This is a genomic window from Aeromonas mytilicola subsp. aquatica (assembly GCF_044336385.1).
Classification (GTDB): domain Bacteria; phylum Pseudomonadota; class Gammaproteobacteria; order Enterobacterales; family Aeromonadaceae; genus Aeromonas; species Aeromonas rivipollensis.
In genome coordinates, this window is sequence record NZ_CP172298.1 from 3,444,637 (window position 1) to 3,459,378 (window position 14,742).

General features: G+C 60.2%; 15 protein-coding genes. All 15 read right to left on the reverse strand.

Going from position 1 to position 14,742, the window contains the following annotated elements:
• Positions 1-61 precede the first annotated feature (61 nt).
• The 15 genes from ACFWHB_RS15735 to tapM all read right to left on the reverse strand — a co-directional run bounded on the left by ACFWHB_RS15735 (position 62) and on the right by tapM (position 14,636).
• A complete protein-coding gene (locus tag ACFWHB_RS15735; RefSeq protein WP_111910326.1) occupies positions 62-1,279 on the reverse strand; it encodes an aspartate aminotransferase family protein in 1,218 nt (405 codons plus the stop codon).
• A gap of 278 nt (positions 1,280-1,557) precedes the next feature.
• Positions 1,558-2,139, reverse strand: coding sequence for an aminodeoxychorismate synthase component II (locus ACFWHB_RS15740; RefSeq protein ID WP_395948819.1), 582 nt, complete (start codon positions 2,137-2,139; stop codon positions 1,558-1,560).
• Positions 2,140-2,492: 353 nt separating this feature from the next.
• The gene (locus ACFWHB_RS15745; protein ID WP_025326159.1) at positions 2,493-2,708 is read right to left on the reverse strand and encodes a hypothetical protein; all 216 of its coding nucleotides are present in this window, start codon (positions 2,706-2,708) and stop codon (positions 2,493-2,495) included.
• A 123-nt stretch (positions 2,709-2,831) separates the two neighbouring features.
• Positions 2,832-3,836: a tryptophan--tRNA ligase gene (gene trpS / locus ACFWHB_RS15750; RefSeq protein WP_395948820.1), complete on the reverse strand. Its 1,005-nt coding sequence runs from the start codon at positions 3,834-3,836 to the stop codon at positions 2,832-2,834.
• Between the two features lie 17 nt (positions 3,837-3,853).
• A complete protein-coding gene (locus ACFWHB_RS15755) occupies positions 3,854-4,519 on the reverse strand; it encodes a phosphoglycolate phosphatase (RefSeq protein ID WP_111910328.1) in 666 nt (221 codons plus the stop codon).
• Positions 4,509-5,180, reverse strand: coding sequence for a ribulose-phosphate 3-epimerase (gene rpe, locus ACFWHB_RS15760; RefSeq protein ID WP_106887543.1), 672 nt, complete (start codon positions 5,178-5,180; stop codon positions 4,509-4,511). Before rpe ends, ACFWHB_RS15755 begins: the two co-directional genes overlap by 11 nt.
• Before the next feature lie 189 nt (positions 5,181-5,369).
• Entirely contained in the window at positions 5,370-6,242 is an 873-nt protein-coding gene (locus ACFWHB_RS15765) for a Dam family site-specific DNA-(adenine-N6)-methyltransferase (RefSeq protein WP_139745818.1), read from the reverse strand.
• Positions 6,243-6,312: 70 nt separating this feature from the next.
• Positions 6,313-7,857: an SPOR domain-containing protein gene (locus ACFWHB_RS15770; protein ID WP_395948821.1), complete on the reverse strand. Its 1,545-nt coding sequence runs from the start codon at positions 7,855-7,857 to the stop codon at positions 6,313-6,315.
• Positions 7,847-8,929 carry a 3-dehydroquinate synthase gene (gene aroB / locus ACFWHB_RS15775; RefSeq protein WP_395948822.1) on the reverse strand — a complete coding sequence of 361 codons (1,083 nt, stop codon included), beginning with the start codon at positions 8,927-8,929 and terminating at the stop codon, positions 7,847-7,849. Before aroB ends, ACFWHB_RS15770 begins: the two co-directional genes overlap by 11 nt.
• A gap of 16 nt (positions 8,930-8,945) precedes the next feature.
• Entirely contained in the window at positions 8,946-9,464 is a 519-nt protein-coding gene (gene aroK, locus ACFWHB_RS15780) for a shikimate kinase AroK (protein WP_005329951.1), read from the reverse strand.
• A gap of 191 nt (positions 9,465-9,655) precedes the next feature.
• On the reverse strand, positions 9,656-11,875 hold the full coding sequence (locus ACFWHB_RS15785; RefSeq protein ID WP_395948823.1) for a type IV pilus secretin PilQ: 2,220 nt from the start codon (positions 11,873-11,875) through the stop codon (positions 9,656-9,658).
• A 16-nt stretch (positions 11,876-11,891) separates the two neighbouring features.
• Complete coding sequence (locus tag ACFWHB_RS15790; RefSeq protein WP_025326151.1) at positions 11,892-12,419, reverse strand: pilus assembly protein PilP; 528 nt, start codon at positions 12,417-12,419, stop codon at positions 11,892-11,894.
• Positions 12,420-12,421: 2 nt separating this feature from the next.
• Entirely contained in the window at positions 12,422-13,021 is a 600-nt protein-coding gene (gene tapO, locus ACFWHB_RS15795) for a PilO family type IV pilus biogenesis protein TapO (protein ID WP_168234565.1), read from the reverse strand.
• Positions 13,018-13,587: a PilN family type IV pilus biogenesis protein TapN gene (gene tapN / locus ACFWHB_RS15800; protein ID WP_106887549.1), complete on the reverse strand. Its 570-nt coding sequence runs from the start codon at positions 13,585-13,587 to the stop codon at positions 13,018-13,020. The genes tapO and tapN overlap by 4 nt, the downstream gene beginning before the upstream one ends.
• Positions 13,575-14,636 (reverse strand): PilM family type IVa pilus assembly protein TapM, encoded by a 1,062-nt coding sequence (gene tapM, locus ACFWHB_RS15805; RefSeq protein ID WP_393937067.1) that lies wholly within the window; start codon positions 14,634-14,636, stop codon positions 13,575-13,577. The genes tapN and tapM overlap by 13 nt, the downstream gene beginning before the upstream one ends.
• Positions 14,637-14,742 lie beyond the last annotated feature (106 nt).

Below are 14,742 nucleotides of genomic sequence, written 5' to 3' on the forward strand. Positions count from 1 at the left end.
TTTCATTGACGACAGGTGGGGTCCCGGCTCCTGCCGGGAGGGCTCCCCACCTCAACTTGGATCAGGCGTTAACCACCTGAGCGACCGCTTTTTCGAACCGTGCCAACCCTTCCTTGATGTCCGCTTCCGGAATAACCAGTGACGGTGCGAAGCGCACCACGTTGGTGCCTGCCACCAGTGCCATCAGCCCCTGATCGATGGAGGCCAGCAGGAAGTCGCGGGAGCGCCCCTTGAAGTCATCGTTCAGCACGGCGCCCAGCAGCAGGCCCTGGCCACGCACTTCGCTGAAGCAGTGGTACTTGGCGTTGATGGCGGCGAGACCGTCGCGGAACAGCTGCTCGCGCTGCTTGATACCGCTCAGCACTTGTGGGGTGTTGACCACGTCAAGCACGGCTTCGGCCACGGCGCACGCCAGCGGGTTGCCGCCGTAGGTGGAGCCGTGAGTGCCCACTTTCAGGTGAGAAGCGATCTCGGTGGTGGTCAGCATGGCGCCGATGGGGAAGCCGCCGCCCAGCGCCTTGGCGCTGGTGAGGATGTCCGGCGTGACGCCAAGGCCCATGTAGGCGAACAGCTCGCCGGTACGACCGACCCCGGATTGCACCTCGTCATAGATCAGCAGGGCATTGTGCTTGTCGCACAGCTCGCGCACCCCTTTGGCAAACTCGTCGGTGGGGCTGATGATGCCACCCTCACCTTGCAGCGGCTCCATCACCACGGCGCAGGTATTGTCGGAGATGACGGAGGCCAGCTCGGCCAGATCGTTGTAGGTCACGTGGGTGATGTCGGCGGGCTTCGGACCGAAACCATCGGAGTAGGCCGCCTGGCCGCCGACGCTCACGGTGAAGAAGGTGCGGCCGTGGAAGCCCTGGTGGAAGGCGATGATCTGGGTCTTGTGGGCACCGAACTTGTCGATGGCGTAACGACGGGCCAGCTTGAGGGCGGCTTCGTTCGCTTCGGCGCCGGAGTTGCAGAAATAGACCTTATCGGCAAAGGTGGCGGCGACCAGCTTCTTGGCCAGGCGCAGGGCCGGCTCGTTGGTCATCACGTTGGAGAGGTGCCACAGCTTCTCGCCCTGGGTTTTCAGGGCTTCGACCAGCTTGGGATGGCAATGGCCCAGACCATTGACCGCGATCCCGCCCGCGAAGTCGACATACTCGCGGCCTTCCTGATCCCAGACACGTGATCCCTCACCGCGCACCGGAATGATCTTGGCCGGCGCATAGTTGGGAACCATCACTTCATCAAACACTTCACGTGTCACTGCCAACAACTCTGACATATTGCTCTCCTGCTATATCGCGGCAGAATAATCCACCGCCCAAAAGTTAAATCCGTGTAAACGTGGCGGAATTATCACAGAAAAAAAGTAAAAAGTCTGTAACTTAACCGCCAATGAGGAACAATGTTCGATTGCCTGTGAGATTTTAGGCAACCGCATTGCATAACGGCTCAGGGGGTGTTGGCAAGAGATAATTTGGGCAGGAAGCAGGGTGAATAAAGTGTCAGGGAAAAATTTTTTGGCCTCATTTCGATTATGAGATGAGGATCACGATTTTTTCAGGAAACGGCCAAAAAGTTGGCCAGCAACTGGTGCCCCTGCTCGCTCAAGATGCTTTCCGGGTGGAACTGAACCCCCTCCAGCGCCAGTGTTTTATGCCGCAGCCCCATGATCTCGTCCATGGAGCCATCGGCGTGCTCGCTCCAGGCGGTGATCTCGAAGCAATCGGGCAGGGTCTCGCGCTCCACGATGAGCGAATGGTAGCGGGTGACCCGCAGCGGATCCTTGAGCCCCTTGAACACCCCCTCCCCCCGATGGCGGATAAGGGAGGTCTTGCCGTGCATCACCTGACGGGCACGCACCACACGGGCACCAAACGCCTGGGCCAGGGACTGATGTCCGAGGCAAACGCCGAGGATGGGGAGCTCGCCGGCAAAACGGGAGATGGCAGCCAGGGAGATGCCCGCCTCGTTCGGCGTGCAGGGACCGGGGGAGATCACCAGATGGCGGGGGGCAAGCCTGACTATCTCGTCCAGGCTCAGCTCGTCGTTGCGCCTGACCTGCACCTCCTGACCCAGGGCGCCAAAATATTGCACCAGGTTCCAGGTAAAGGAGTCGTAGTTGTCGATGAGTAGCAGCATGAGAGAGCCCTGGGAATAGAACAGAGACGGTGATCGGACTGCCCATGCCGGCCGTCCACGGACAAACGCCGCGCATTCTGGCATGTCTGCCCCCGTTAATAAACCGCTGAGGGGCTATGCGCGGGTATGGATGGCAGCCTCATTTCTGCAAGACCAACTCTCTGCCAGCTCGATGGCATTGCCCCATGCAACTCATGCCCTTTAGCAGGGAAGCAGACGAGCGCAGGCAAAATAGGCCAGATAGTCCATGACTGGGCAGGGAAACAGGGGAAAAAGACGGAGCAAGGCGCAAGGGCCGAAAGCGGGGTGTGAAATGGCGGCCCATCGGCAGATGGGCAGAGCCCGGGAGCGCTTCAGCGATCCAGATAACGCCCCTGCTCCAGCTCGCGCTCGCGCTGGCATTCGGCCAGATAGATGGCGGCGGCAATGGCCGGGGTCTTGTGGTGCTTGTCGATGGCATTGGAGACCATCAGCTGCAGGGTGTTGAGGTTCTTGGCCTTGCGGAACTTGCGCAGCCAGTGGCCCTTGTCACTCAGTTCTTCAATCATTGTATTTGATTCGACAGACATGCTTTCTCTTGGGGCAAGCGCCCGCGTTTGACATTGGAAGAGGAGATGACGAACCAGGGGTCGGGTAAAACAAAGAAAGCCAGGCAAATACCCAGCTCTCTACAACTACACCTTCCCAGTATGTCAGGCTCGAGGAACGAAGCCGACGACATCATATACGCTGATCAGGGTTTTTTCAGCCCTTTCCCGCGCCTTTTGTGCGCCAGCCGCCAAAATTGCCTGCAGATGAGTCTCATCCTGACGCAACTCGCGGAAGCGGGCCTGGATGGGCTCCAGCAGGGCGACCACGGCATCGGCCGTCTCGCTCTTGAGGTGGCCGTACATCTTGCCCTCGAAGTGCTGCTCGAGCTCCGGAATGGAGCGACCTGTCACACCGGACATCAGGGTCAGCAGGTTGGAGACCCCCGGCTTGTTCTCGGGATCGAAGCGCACCACGGCCGGCTCGTCGGAGTCGGTCATCGCCCGCTTGATCTTCTTGACGATCTGCTTGGGATCTTCCAGCAGGCCGATGAAGTTCGCCTCGTTGTCGTCGGACTTGGACATCTTCTTGGTGGGATCCTGCAGGCTCATCACCCGGGCACCGTCGGTCGGGATGAAGGGCTCAGGCAGGGTGAACACCTCGCCGTAGAGGTTGTTGAACCGGGTGCAGATGTCGCGGGTCAGCTCCAGATGCTGCTTCTGGTCGTTGCCGACCGGCACCTGGTTGGCCTGATAGAGCAGGATGTCCGCCGCCATCAGCACCGGATAGCCGAACAGGCCGACGTTGACGTTGTTCTCGAAACGGGCGGACTTGTCCTTGAACTGGGTCATGCGCGACAGCTCGCCCATCTGGGTGTAGCAGTTCAGGATCCAGCCGAGCTCGGCGTGCTGGGGCACGTGGGACTGGATGAAGACGGTGCTCTTGGCCGGATCTATGCCGACCGCCAGATAGAGGGCGGCGGCATCCAGGCAGGCCTTGCGCAGGGCGGCAGGCTCCTGGCGGGTGGTGATGGCATGCAGATCGACGATGCAGTAGAGGCAGTCGAAGTTATCCTGCATGTTGACCCACTGACGCAAGGCGCCCATGTAGTTGCCTATGGTCAGCTGGCCCGAGGGTTGGGCCCCGCTCAAAACGATTGGTTTAGCCATGAATGTGTTGATCCTTGTTATTCAGCCAAGAGGGCATCGAGCTCTGCAAACTGCTCGCATACCCAGTCAGGGCGGGAATCTGCGATGGGGCGGCCATAGTTGTAGCCGTAGGTGAGCCCCACCACCTTCATGCCGGCAGCCTGGGCGGCCAGCACATCATTTTCGGAGTCTCCCACCATCAGGGTACGGGACGGGCTGACCCCCAGCTCGTGGCAGGCGTGCAGCAGCGGATCCGGGCTCGGCTTCTTGACGGGCACGCAGTTGCCCCCCAGCCAGAGCGCGAAGCAGTCGCCGATGCCGAGGGCATCCAGAATGGGCTGCACGAAGTGACTCGGCTTGTTGGTCACCACGGCTTGGCGGTAACCGAGCGCCTGCAGGCGGCGCAGGCTCTGCTCCACCCCGTCATACATGGCCAGCCCTTGCAGCAGGCAGGCCTGATAGTGCTGGTCAAACAGGGGGCGGGCCTTGGCAAATTGCTCGGGCGCCTCGCGATAGTCCAGCGCGCGCTGGATCAGCTTGTCGGCGCCATTGCCGACCCAGGTGCGCACCACGGCCTCATCGGCCTCGGGCAGCCCCAGATCGGTCAGGGTGCGGTTGACCGCCAGCGCCAGTTGGGAGGCGCTGTCAATCAGGGTGCCATCCAGATCGAACAGCACCAGATCGAAGGGACGTTCAACGGACATGAGCCAGCTCCGCCCGCATCTGGTCGATCACCGCCTTGTAATCCGGCTTGCCGAAGATGGCGGAGCCCGCCACGAACATGTCAGCCCCGGCGGCGGCGATCTCGCGGATGTTCTCCACCTTGACGCCACCGTCGATCTCGAGGCGAATGTCACGGCCGCTCTCGTCGATCAGACGACGCACCTGACGCAGCTTGTCGAGGGTGCCAGGGATGAAGCTCTGACCACCAAAGCCCGGGTTGACCGACATCAGCAGGATCACGTCCAGCTTGTCCATCACGTACTCGAGGCAGGTGAGCGGCGTGGCCGGGTTCAGCACCAGACCGGCCTGGCAACCCTGCTCCTTGATGAGACCCAGGGTACGGTCCACGTGATCGGAGGCTTCCGGGTGGAAGGTGATCAGGTTGGCACCCGCCTTGGCGAAATCGGGGACGATGCGATCCACCGGCTTGACCATCAGGTGCACATCGATGAGGGCCTCGATGCCGTAGTCACGCAGGGCCTGACAGACCATGGGGCCTATGGTCAGGTTGGGGACATAGTGGTTGTCCATCACGTCGAAGTGCACCACGTCGGCCCCGGCGGCCAGCACCTTGGCCACATCCTCACCCAGGCGGGCAAAGTCGGCGGAGAGGATAGAGGGGGCAATCAGAAAGTCTTTCATCAGCGTCATCCATTGGCAGCGTGGCAGAAAAAGCGGCGCAATTTTATCGCAAATGGGCGATGAAAACGACCCGCACGTACAGGGAATGCGGACCGCAGGTGCAGAAGACGCGGGCCTTGCGCTTGCCCCACCAGACAGGTGACTGCCCGGGCAGAAACGACAACGGTCCCCGCAGGGACCGTTCATGACTCAACCGACAGAGACCAGCTCGGCCTCGCCAGGATAATGGCCCTGCTCGGGGGCTATGCCAGGCGGGTAGAGCGCCAGCAGCTCGGCCACCTTGTTGCGGCTGCCACCGTTGCGGCTGATGGTGCGCTTGACCAGGATCTCGTCCAGCCGGGCCCCGCGATAGAGTTCCCGGGTCAGCTCGATGTCGTGGTTGCTGATGAGCACGGGCACCCCCTTGTGGGCGGCGGTATGTCGGGCCAGCCTGGCCAGCAGGGCCTGGTCATCCAGGGTGAAGCCACCGGCCGAATAGCTGGTGAAGCTCGCCGTGGTGGAGAGCGGCGCATAGGGGGGATCGCAGTAGATCACCCAGTCTTCCTCCGCCCTGGCCATGGCATCGGCATAACTCTCGCAGATGAAGGTCGCCTTCTGGGCCTTCTCGGCGAAGGCCCACAGCTCTTTCTCCGGGAAATAGGGCTTCTTGTACGAACCGAACGGCACGTTGAAGCCGCCCTTTTTGTTGTAGCGGCACAGGCCGTTGAACCCGTGGCGATTCAGAAACAGGAACAGTTGGGCCCGTTCGAACCCGGCTTCGGTCTGGTTGAACTGGGTGCGCAGCCGATAATAGGCAGTCTTGTGGTTGTGCTCGGCCACAAACAGCTTGCGCGCCTCGTGGATGAAGTTGTCCGGCTGCCGCTTGAGATGGTTGTAGAGACCGATCAGATCCGGATTGATGTCGTTGAGCACATAGGCATCGTAATCCGTGTTGAGAAACACTGAGCCCGCTCCGACGAAGGGCTCCAGCAACACACGCCCGGCCGGCAAGCGCTCGGCAATCTCTTCGACCAGGGAGTATTTTCCCCCGGCCCATTTTAAAAACGCGCGTGTTTTTTTCATGGAAGTCCGGTGTTAAGAAGGCAATGCCCAAAAAAGGGGGACGATTCTACCCCCTTCCCCGGGCGACTGGCTATTGCTTCAATTCTTTTTGTATCTGGGCAAACGACTTGGGCCAGGGTTGTCCCTTGAGCAAGGCGGGGGAGAGCTTGCGGATCGCCGCCTTGGCCTGGGTGCTGTTGGCATAGTCGCCCTGCACCACCACGTACCAGGGACTGCCACGGAAGCGGGTCTTGTAGACCCAGACCTTGCCCGCCAGCCCATGCTCGGCCACGAAGCTGTCGACCGCCTGGGTGTTGCTCGCCCCCATCAGCTGGATGCTGTAGTGGTTCCTCACCTTCTTGTTGAGGGTCGCCACCGGCGTCAGGGCCACCTTGGGTGCCGGTGCCGCGGCGGGCGCAGCCGCGGCGGGCGCAGTCGCGGCAGGAGTGGGCGTCGCCTTGGCAACAGGCGCCGTGCTCTGTGCCTGTGCAGCCGCCCCGGTCGGGGCCGCACGGGAACTCCCGCCGACCAGCTCGTCCACCACAGCCGTCGGCAGGGCACCGCTGACGTTGGGCTGTGTCATCAGTTTCTCAACCACTTCATCGGAGATGACGACCCGGCGCCCCTCGTAATTGCTCGACTCGGTGGTGACCGTCTCGCTCTCGACCTTCTTGGGCAAGGTCTTGGCATCGGGCTGCCAATCCCGGGCGAGCTGGTTGCTTGAGGAGCTGGCATCGGCGCCGCTGCTCCCCTGAGCCCCGCTCGCCGCACCGACATTCAGCGGATCGGTGGCGACGGGGTCGGGCAATGCCATCCCCTGGGACGAGGCCGGGGCCTGCTCCTTGCCTGCCTCCTCGAACAGGGGGAGATAGCTCAGGGCCAGCAAACCGGCGGCCGCCAGGGCCAGCACGGTCGCAATCTTCTTGACGGGCAACTCGGCCTGACGTTTCTTGGGCCTTCTGTCGGTCATGACATCCTCCAATGACTGCATGATGGCGGACGGGTGTCCCTCCGCCCCCTTCAGGATCTCTTCCACTTTCGGCTTGGGCAAGAGGGCCGCCGGGATCTTCAGCTCCTTGGCCTTCTCATACAGGAAGATGCGTTGCTCAGGCGCGCTCAGTGGCGCGACTTCCAGCTCGAGCGCGGGCATGGCCCGCCCCTTGAGGGCACCCTTCTGATCGCGACACCAGACGTCACTGCCCGAGAGCAGGATGGCCAGTTTATGGGGAGAGGCCAGGGTATCGTTGTGGCGACAGAGCGCCCACAGCTCCCCCACCAGTTCGGCGGGCAGGGTGTCGGCGCGCTCGATCATGAGCAGCATGCTGGAGGGCTTGCCCTCCAGCATGCGAAAGAAGCTGTCGGCCAGCGCATCCTGCGCATTGAACAGGGGGCGAGCCACCACCTGCTGAAGCAGCAACTGGCGCACGTCCGCCATCTTCATGGCCGGGCTGCCGATGAGGCTCACCACCCGAACCGTGTCAGGGAGTTGGGCAAGCAGGGATTCACACAGGGTGCCACGGCCGCTGCCGGGCTTGCCTGAGAGAAAAATATAGGGGTGATTGAACTCAATCAGGTGCAGCAGCCGGTCAACCAGCTGCCGCTGGGAAGGCAATTTCAGCAATTTGTTATTGGTCACGACCAGACTCGATCACCGCCATCAGCTGCGCATCCGTCACATCGGCCACCACCTGGGCCTGCCCGATCCCGACTGGCAACACCAGCCGCAGCTTGCCTTCCAGCACCTTCTTGTCACGGCGCATATGGCGGATGAAGGCGGCAAAGTCCATCTCGGGCGGCGCCAGCATCGGCAGGTCCGCCGCCAGCAGCAGATCGCGGACTCGTGCAACCTCTTGCGCCGTCATGTCGCCACGGGCCAGGGCCGTTTCGGCCGCCAGCATCATGCCTGCCGCCACCGCTTCCCCATGGAGCCAGTTGCCATAGCCCTTCTCGGCCTCGATGGCATGGCCGAAGGTGTGACCCAGGTTCAGCAGGGCGCGCACGCCATGCTCGGTCTCGTCCTGACCGACCACGTCGGCCTTGATTTCACAGCAACGGCGAATGGCGTAAGAAAGGGCTTCGGCGTCAAGGCGTTGCAGCCGCGCCATGTTGACTTCGAGCCAGGAGAAGAAGGCCGCATCCCAGATGATGCCGTACTTGATCACCTCGGCCATGCCAGCGGCAAATTCCCGCGCAGGCAGGGTCTTGAGGCAGTCGGTGTCGATGATCACATGCTTGGGCTGATAGAAGGCACCCACCATGTTTTTGCCAAGAGGGTGATTGACGGCGGTCTTGCCGCCGACGGAGGAGTCAACCTGGGAAAGCAGTGTGGTAGGCACCTGAATGAACGGAATGCCTCGTTGATAGCTTGCCGCAGCAAAGCCGACAACGTCGCCTATCACGCCGCCCCCCAGGGCGATGAGGGTGGTGTCACGCCCATGACTGGTTTCCAGCAGAGCAGACATGATCCGCTCGAAGGTAGCCAGGGTCTTGTAGGCCTCGCCATCCGGTAGTATCAGGTGTTCAACCTGAAAACCGGGTAGCAACTGAATGATCTGCTCAAGATACAAGGGGGCGACGACTGTGTTGGTCACTATCATGACCCGCTTGCCCTTGATCGTCTGTGCCAGCACCTCGGGGCGTTGCAACAGACCAGCAGCTATCTCAATCGGGTAGCTGCGCTCACCCAGTTCGACCTTCAACCTTTCCATGGACGTCCTCTATTGATTACATACCAATCAACTTAACGATTTGATTAGCTACAACTTTTGCACTTTGATCATCAGTCTGGATGACAAAGTCTGCGACTTCTTCATACAGGGCGTTGCGCTCTAGGGCCAGACGCTCCAGCACTTCGCGGGGCGGCTCTTCGGTTTGCAACAAGGGGCGACGCTTGTCTCTCTGGGTTCGCGCCAGTTGCTTTTCAATGGTGGTTTCGAGGTAGACCACGATGCCGCGCGCAGAGAGTTTGTTGCGGGTTTCACGGCTCTTGATGGCGCCGCCGCCCGTTGCCAGCACGATACCCTGCTGCTCGGCGAGTTCACCGATCACCTTCTCTTCGCGGATCCGGAAACCCTCTTCGCCTTCAACATCGAACACCCAGCCGATATCGGCACCACTGCGGCGCTCAATCTCATGATCTGAGTCGAAAAACTCCATGTGCAGTTGTTCTGCCAGATGTCTACCTATGGTGCTCTTGCCCGCACCCATGGGACCTATCAGGAAAATATTGCGTTTCTCAGCCATGTCTTTTCGTTAGTAATTACAAACTGTATGGCCCCGGTAACTACTCGACCGGGGTACCTATGAACCTTATCTTGCGATGGATCAGGAGGGGGATTATCTCAATAGAAACCAGGACTGGCAACCGCAGCCCTTACGCCCCAGCCTCATCGGGGCGTAAGGTTATATGTGTTTTACCCTCACATGTAAAGTTTTCAGAGGGCGTCGGTGACTATCCTCGGGGTCACGAAGATCAGCAGTTCACGCTTCTTGTTCTCGCTGGTGGTTTTCTTGAACAGGTAACCCAGACCGGGAATATCCCCCAGCAGCGGCACCTTGCTGACGTCGCTCTTGATGGTCTGCTGATAGATGCCGCCCAGCACCAGGGTCTCGCCGTTGTTGACCAGCACCTGGGTGGTGATGGACTGGGCGTTGATGGAGACCGCATCCCCGGTACCGGTCGGGACGGTTTCCCCCTTGGTATCCTGGGTCACGGTCAAATCCAGGATGACCCTGTTGTCCGGGGTGATCTGTGGCGTGACCTTGAGACTCAGCACAGCCTTCTTGAAGGTGACCGAGGTCGCCCCGCTGGATGAAGACTCCACATAGGGGATCTCTGTCCCCTGCTCGATCAGGGCCGGCTTCTGGTTGGCGGTGGTCACCCTGGGGCTTGCGATGATCTCGGCCTTGCTCTCCTTCTCCAGGGCGGAGAGTTCGAGATCCAGCAGAGTGCCATTGGCCAGACGGGCGACCTGGAAGGCCAGGGTACCGGCGGCATTGGTCACCGGCAGGTTGACGTTGAGCCTGTCTTCCACGCCGGGGCGCGTGATGGTGGAGCTGCCGTCATTATTACCGGCGCCATCATTGCCCTCTATGGTGCCCGAGGTGCCATTGCCATGACCATCCGTCTTGGTCACCCCCCAACGTACCCCCAGGGCCTCGTCGAAGCCGTCGTCTATGGTCACCATGCGCGCCTCGATCACCACCTGCTTCACCGGGATATCGAGGATATCCAGCATCCGCTTGACGTTGCTGATGACATCCGCCGTGTCCTTGACCACCAGCACGTTGGTGCGTTCATCCACGCTCACCGCCCCTCTGGGAGAGAGCAGCTTGGTGCTATCGGAGGAGAGCAGGGCCGCCACTTCGGATGCCTTGGCATAATTGATCTGCAGATACTCGGTGTAGAGCGGCGCGAGGTCGGCTACCTGATTGCGGCTCTCCAGCTGCTGTTTCTCTCGTGCGGCAATCTCGTCCGCCGGGGCCACCAGCAGTATGTTGTTGTCCAGTCGCTTGTCGAGCCCTCTGACCTTGAGGATGATGTCGAGCGCCTGCTCCCAGGGCACACCATCGAGACGCAGGGTGATATTGCCGGAGACGGAATCAGTGGTCACCAGATTGAGATTATTGAAGTCGGCGATGATCTGCAGCACTGTCCGAACAGGAATATCCTGGAAGTTCAACGAGATTGGCTTGCCCTGATATTGTTTCGCTGTCGTGGTCGCGACCCGCTTCTTCACCTCTATGATGAACATCTTGTCGGCCTGGTCGTAGCGATAATCAAACTGGCCGTTGACCGAGAGCTCAAACAGGGTGTCATTGCCCTGGCGGAACACCTCCACCTGGGAGACAGGGGTCGCAAAATCCTGCACATTGATAAGATTCAGTTGATCATCCGGGATCCGGGTACCGTGGAACTTGGCGAGCACCTTCTGGCCGCGGCTGCTCACATCCACTGCCGCCGAGCTGTTGTCCAGGGTCACCAGAAACTCCCCCTGTCCCTCCTTGCCACGGCGAAAATCCACACCTTTAACCGAGTTGAAATAAGCACCGCCTGTATTCGCCTGCGAGACGGACAACACGGGTTTGCTGGCAGCAACAGGGGCGGGAGCCGCCAAGGGAGAGGAGACAGCCGCGGGCTGGTACTGAGACTGGTTCTGGGCGACCCGCTGGGTATCAATCAGTGCAGACTGGGTAACAGGCTGGCTCCTGACAAGCGCCGACGGACTGGCAGCAGGGGAGACCGCAGTCGCAGCCACCGGCTGGCCGGCCTTCTCTCCCAATGACACCAGCAATTTGTTGCCCTGTTGATGGACCTGATAAGGGGTCAGCTGATCGAGCGCTATCTTGATATCCAGCCCCTCTCCCTTGCCCTCCACCTTGAGGTTGTCCACCCCCTGCTGCTTGATGGGCAGCGGGTTGACCGTCAGCGCCCCTATGGCGCCGGGCACGTGCAGCAGGAGCTGATTGGGCTCATACGACAGTCTGTCGGTAAATCCGCTCACTGGCTCGCTGAAGCTCAGCTCCAGCAAGAGTTGATCGGCCAGCAGCGGATTCACCTTGACCTCCTGCAACGCCGGCACCGCCCACACCTGAGTGCATACGCCCAGCCACAGCAGCGCCACACCCCTCATCCTTCTTATTGTTGTTCTCATCTCTGCTCATCCCTGATCATAGTTTTGCGTCGAGATTGGCCATGGCCAGCTGAGTTTCTCGGGTGACCCAGCATCCTTTGCCATCCGGTACCGTTTCCATCAAGTCAACATGGGTATTCGTTATCTTGATGACTCTTCCCTGATCCAGCCCCATGTACTGATTGAGCCCCACACGCACGGCTTGCCCGTCCGGGGTCCTGATCAGTGCCCACAACTGTCCCTGTTTGCCGATGGATCCCTTCATGCTCAAACTGGCCAGCGAGTAGCGCTCCAGCACCTCCTTCTCCCGACTGGCCACTATCTGGGCGCAGTCCGGCTTGGTCTTGGCATCCACCCTGGAGCTGGTCTCTGGTTGCGGTTCAATGAAGGGGCTGCGTTGATCACTGCGCTGATAGGCCATGGGGGAGAATGGTTTTATCTCCGGCAAGGGCTCGATCGGGATGGGTTTCCTCGCCTTGGTTTGTTGTACGTACTCGTCCATGTCCTCCTGCCCGCCACAGGCCGTCAACAACAGCACCGGCAAGAGGAGTCCGATCACTCTCATGCTCATGGCTTCTGCTCCAGGGTTTTGCCGTTGTACTTGTAGGTCTTGGCCTGCATGGACATGCCTATCAACTCGTCCTGGCCCTGGCCTTGATTGAGCTGAAACGAATCCAGGATCACGATGCGCGGCAACGCGGCCATGTCTGCCGTGAACTTGCCGAGCTCGTGATAGGTGCCCACCACCTCGATGCGCATGGGCAATTCGGTCGAGAATTCGTGTTTGACCTCTGCCTCCCAGTTGATCCTGTTCAATTTGAGCCCGTTATCGGTGGCAATGAAGCTGATGTCATCCAGCAGCCCCGCCACTTCATGGGTATTGGGCAACTGCTTGAGCTGGGTATCCACCAAATGTTCAAGCTGCACCATCTGCTTCCTGTACGCCTCCAGGTTGGCGGCCAGCATGGCCTTGCTCTCGAATTGGGCCTTCAGCTCCTGTTCTTTAGCGGCCTCCTGCCGCAAGGCTGTCAGGGAGTTGGCAATCACATAGTAGTAAATGGCGCCACCCAGCAGGGCACAGCAAAACAGGATGAAGATCCCCTTGGCAACTTTCGGCCAACGCGCGATGTCATTGAGATCCAGGTCATTGAGCTGTTGCAGGTTCATTGTTGCCCCTTAGTCGCGACCGGAGCGACGCCAGCAATCTGGAACATCATGGAGAACTGGCTGAGGGCCACGGGCGCCACGTCTGCCGTGAAGATGGTGCTGAGCTGAGACTGTCCCAGCCAGCCAGACCCATCGATGCGCCTCATCATGCTGGCAACCCGCCCATAGGCTTCGGCCTTGCCGTTGACATCGATTCTGTTGGCCTGCAAGGCCAGGGTATTGAGATAGACCCCATTGGGCACCAGCACGGGTAACTGATTGAACAGGCGTACCGGTATGTTGCGCCTTGTCTGCAACTGCTCGATAAGCTGCATCCGATCGATCAGCTCCTTTCGGCGCTCCTTGAGCAGCCGGATCTCGCCGAGCTGGGTATCGAGTGTGGCCATCTCCTGCTGCAGACGCTGGTTGCGCTGCTGTTGATACCCGATCTGCTGCTGCACCAGCCAGTCGACGGCAAAGGCAAGGGAGGCGGTGGCCGCCAGAAAAAGGCCGATCATGATGCCAAACTGCTTCTTCTGGCGCTGGGCCCTGGCCAGCCGCCAGGGCAGGAGGTTTATATTTGACATGGTGTGAAGCTCCGCAGTGCCAGACCGAATGCCGCCATGTATTTGGCCCCATGGATGAGGCCCCCTTCCCCCCTGGGCTTGCCAAACAAGGCGAAGGGGTCGGGATGCAGCACTTCACAGTTAAGCTCGCTGCCTAGCTGCCCGACGAGACCCGGCAGCAGACTGCCCCCTCCCGTCAGCACCAGTTTTGACAACTCCTTGTTGCCGGACGAGCTGCAAAAGAGCTGCACATTGCGCCTGACCTGCAACACCAGCGTGCTGAGGTGGGGCAACAACACATCCACCTCATGGTCGGCAGGCAAGCTGCCCTGAACCTTGGCAAGCTCCGCCTCTTCCAGGCTCATGCTGTAAAAAGAGGCCAGGGCCTGGCTGTATTGATCGCCACCGAAATTCTGCAGGCGGGAATAGACGACCTCCCCCCTGAGCAGGGCGGCAAAGGTCATGGCACTGGCGCCTATATCGACGATGCCGACCGGCTTGTCCCAGGTTTGCAGCTCGGGCAGACAGGCCAGCACGGCACGTCCCAGCGCATGGGCCCCCACGTCCACCACCATGGTATTCATGCCAGCCTCCGTCAGCGCACTGACCCGGCCGTTGACGCTCTCGGTACGCGCCGCGCTCAGCAGCACCTCCTGGCGGCTCTCGTCGGCCGTCAGACCGAGGATCTCGAAATCCAGGCTGACCTCATCGAGAGGGAAGGGAATGAGCTGTTCTGCCTCCAGGTGAACCTGGTTCTCCAGCTCGCTCTCGTTGATGTTGGCATCAACCTGAATGACCTTGGTGATGACATTCGAGCCTGTTACGGCCGTGGCCACCTGCTGACAATCCCCTTGAATGAGTCGCTTGAGCGACTTGAGGGACTGGCTGACCCGTTCAATGTCCTGCAGTTGATAATCGACCAGGGTGCCCTTGGGCATGGGGATCTCGGCAACCGATTCGAGATGCACCTTGCCAGGACGTCCGCTGAGGGTGACGGCCTTGATGGTTTGACTGCCAAAATCAATGCCCGCCAAGGAGAGGAGGGATCCCTTACTTAATAGCCCAAACATATACACATCCATGCGTTATTGGGTTTTAGGACTTATTGTAGGACAGCGCATCACGAGGTGATGACTTAACTCAATATAATGCTCTAACTATCAATGTCATAAAGTT

Excerpts from the sequence above, each read along its gene's own strand:
- ACFWHB_RS15785 (WP_395948823.1), bottom strand. The coding sequence starts at position 11,875 with ATGAGAACAACAATAAGAAGGATGAGGGGTGTGGCGCTGCTGTGGCTG.
- tapN (WP_106887549.1), bottom strand. The coding sequence starts at position 13,587 with ATGTCAAATATAAACCTCCTGCCCTGGCGGCTGGCCAGGGCCCAGCGC.
- ACFWHB_RS15740 (WP_395948819.1), bottom strand. The coding sequence starts at position 2,139 with ATGCTGCTACTCATCGACAACTACGACTCCTTTACCTGGAACCTGGTG.
- tapO (WP_168234565.1), bottom strand. The coding sequence starts at position 13,021 with ATGAACCTGCAACAGCTCAATGACCTGGATCTCAATGACATCGCGCGT.
- ACFWHB_RS15765 (WP_139745818.1), bottom strand. The coding sequence starts at position 6,242 with ATGAAAAAAACACGCGCGTTTTTAAAATGGGCCGGGGGAAAATACTCC.
- ACFWHB_RS15755 (WP_111910328.1), bottom strand. The coding sequence starts at position 4,519 with ATGTCCGTTGAACGTCCCTTCGATCTGGTGCTGTTCGATCTGGATGGC.
- ACFWHB_RS15790 (WP_025326151.1), bottom strand. The coding sequence starts at position 12,419 with ATGAGAGTGATCGGACTCCTCTTGCCGGTGCTGTTGTTGACGGCCTGT.
- tapM (WP_393937067.1), bottom strand. The coding sequence starts at position 14,636 with ATGTTTGGGCTATTAAGTAAGGGATCCCTCCTCTCCTTGGCGGGCATT.
- ACFWHB_RS15735 (WP_111910326.1), bottom strand. The coding sequence starts at position 1,279 with ATGTCAGAGTTGTTGGCAGTGACACGTGAAGTGTTTGATGAAGTGATG.
- trpS (WP_395948820.1), bottom strand. The coding sequence starts at position 3,836 with ATGGCTAAACCAATCGTTTTGAGCGGGGCCCAACCCTCGGGCCAGCTG.
- ACFWHB_RS15745 (WP_025326159.1), bottom strand. The coding sequence starts at position 2,708 with ATGTCTGTCGAATCAAATACAATGATTGAAGAACTGAGTGACAAGGGC.
- rpe (WP_106887543.1), bottom strand. The coding sequence starts at position 5,180 with ATGAAAGACTTTCTGATTGCCCCCTCTATCCTCTCCGCCGACTTTGCC.
- aroB (WP_395948822.1), bottom strand. The coding sequence starts at position 8,929 with ATGGAAAGGTTGAAGGTCGAACTGGGTGAGCGCAGCTACCCGATTGAG.
- aroK (WP_005329951.1), bottom strand. The coding sequence starts at position 9,464 with ATGGCTGAGAAACGCAATATTTTCCTGATAGGTCCCATGGGTGCGGGC.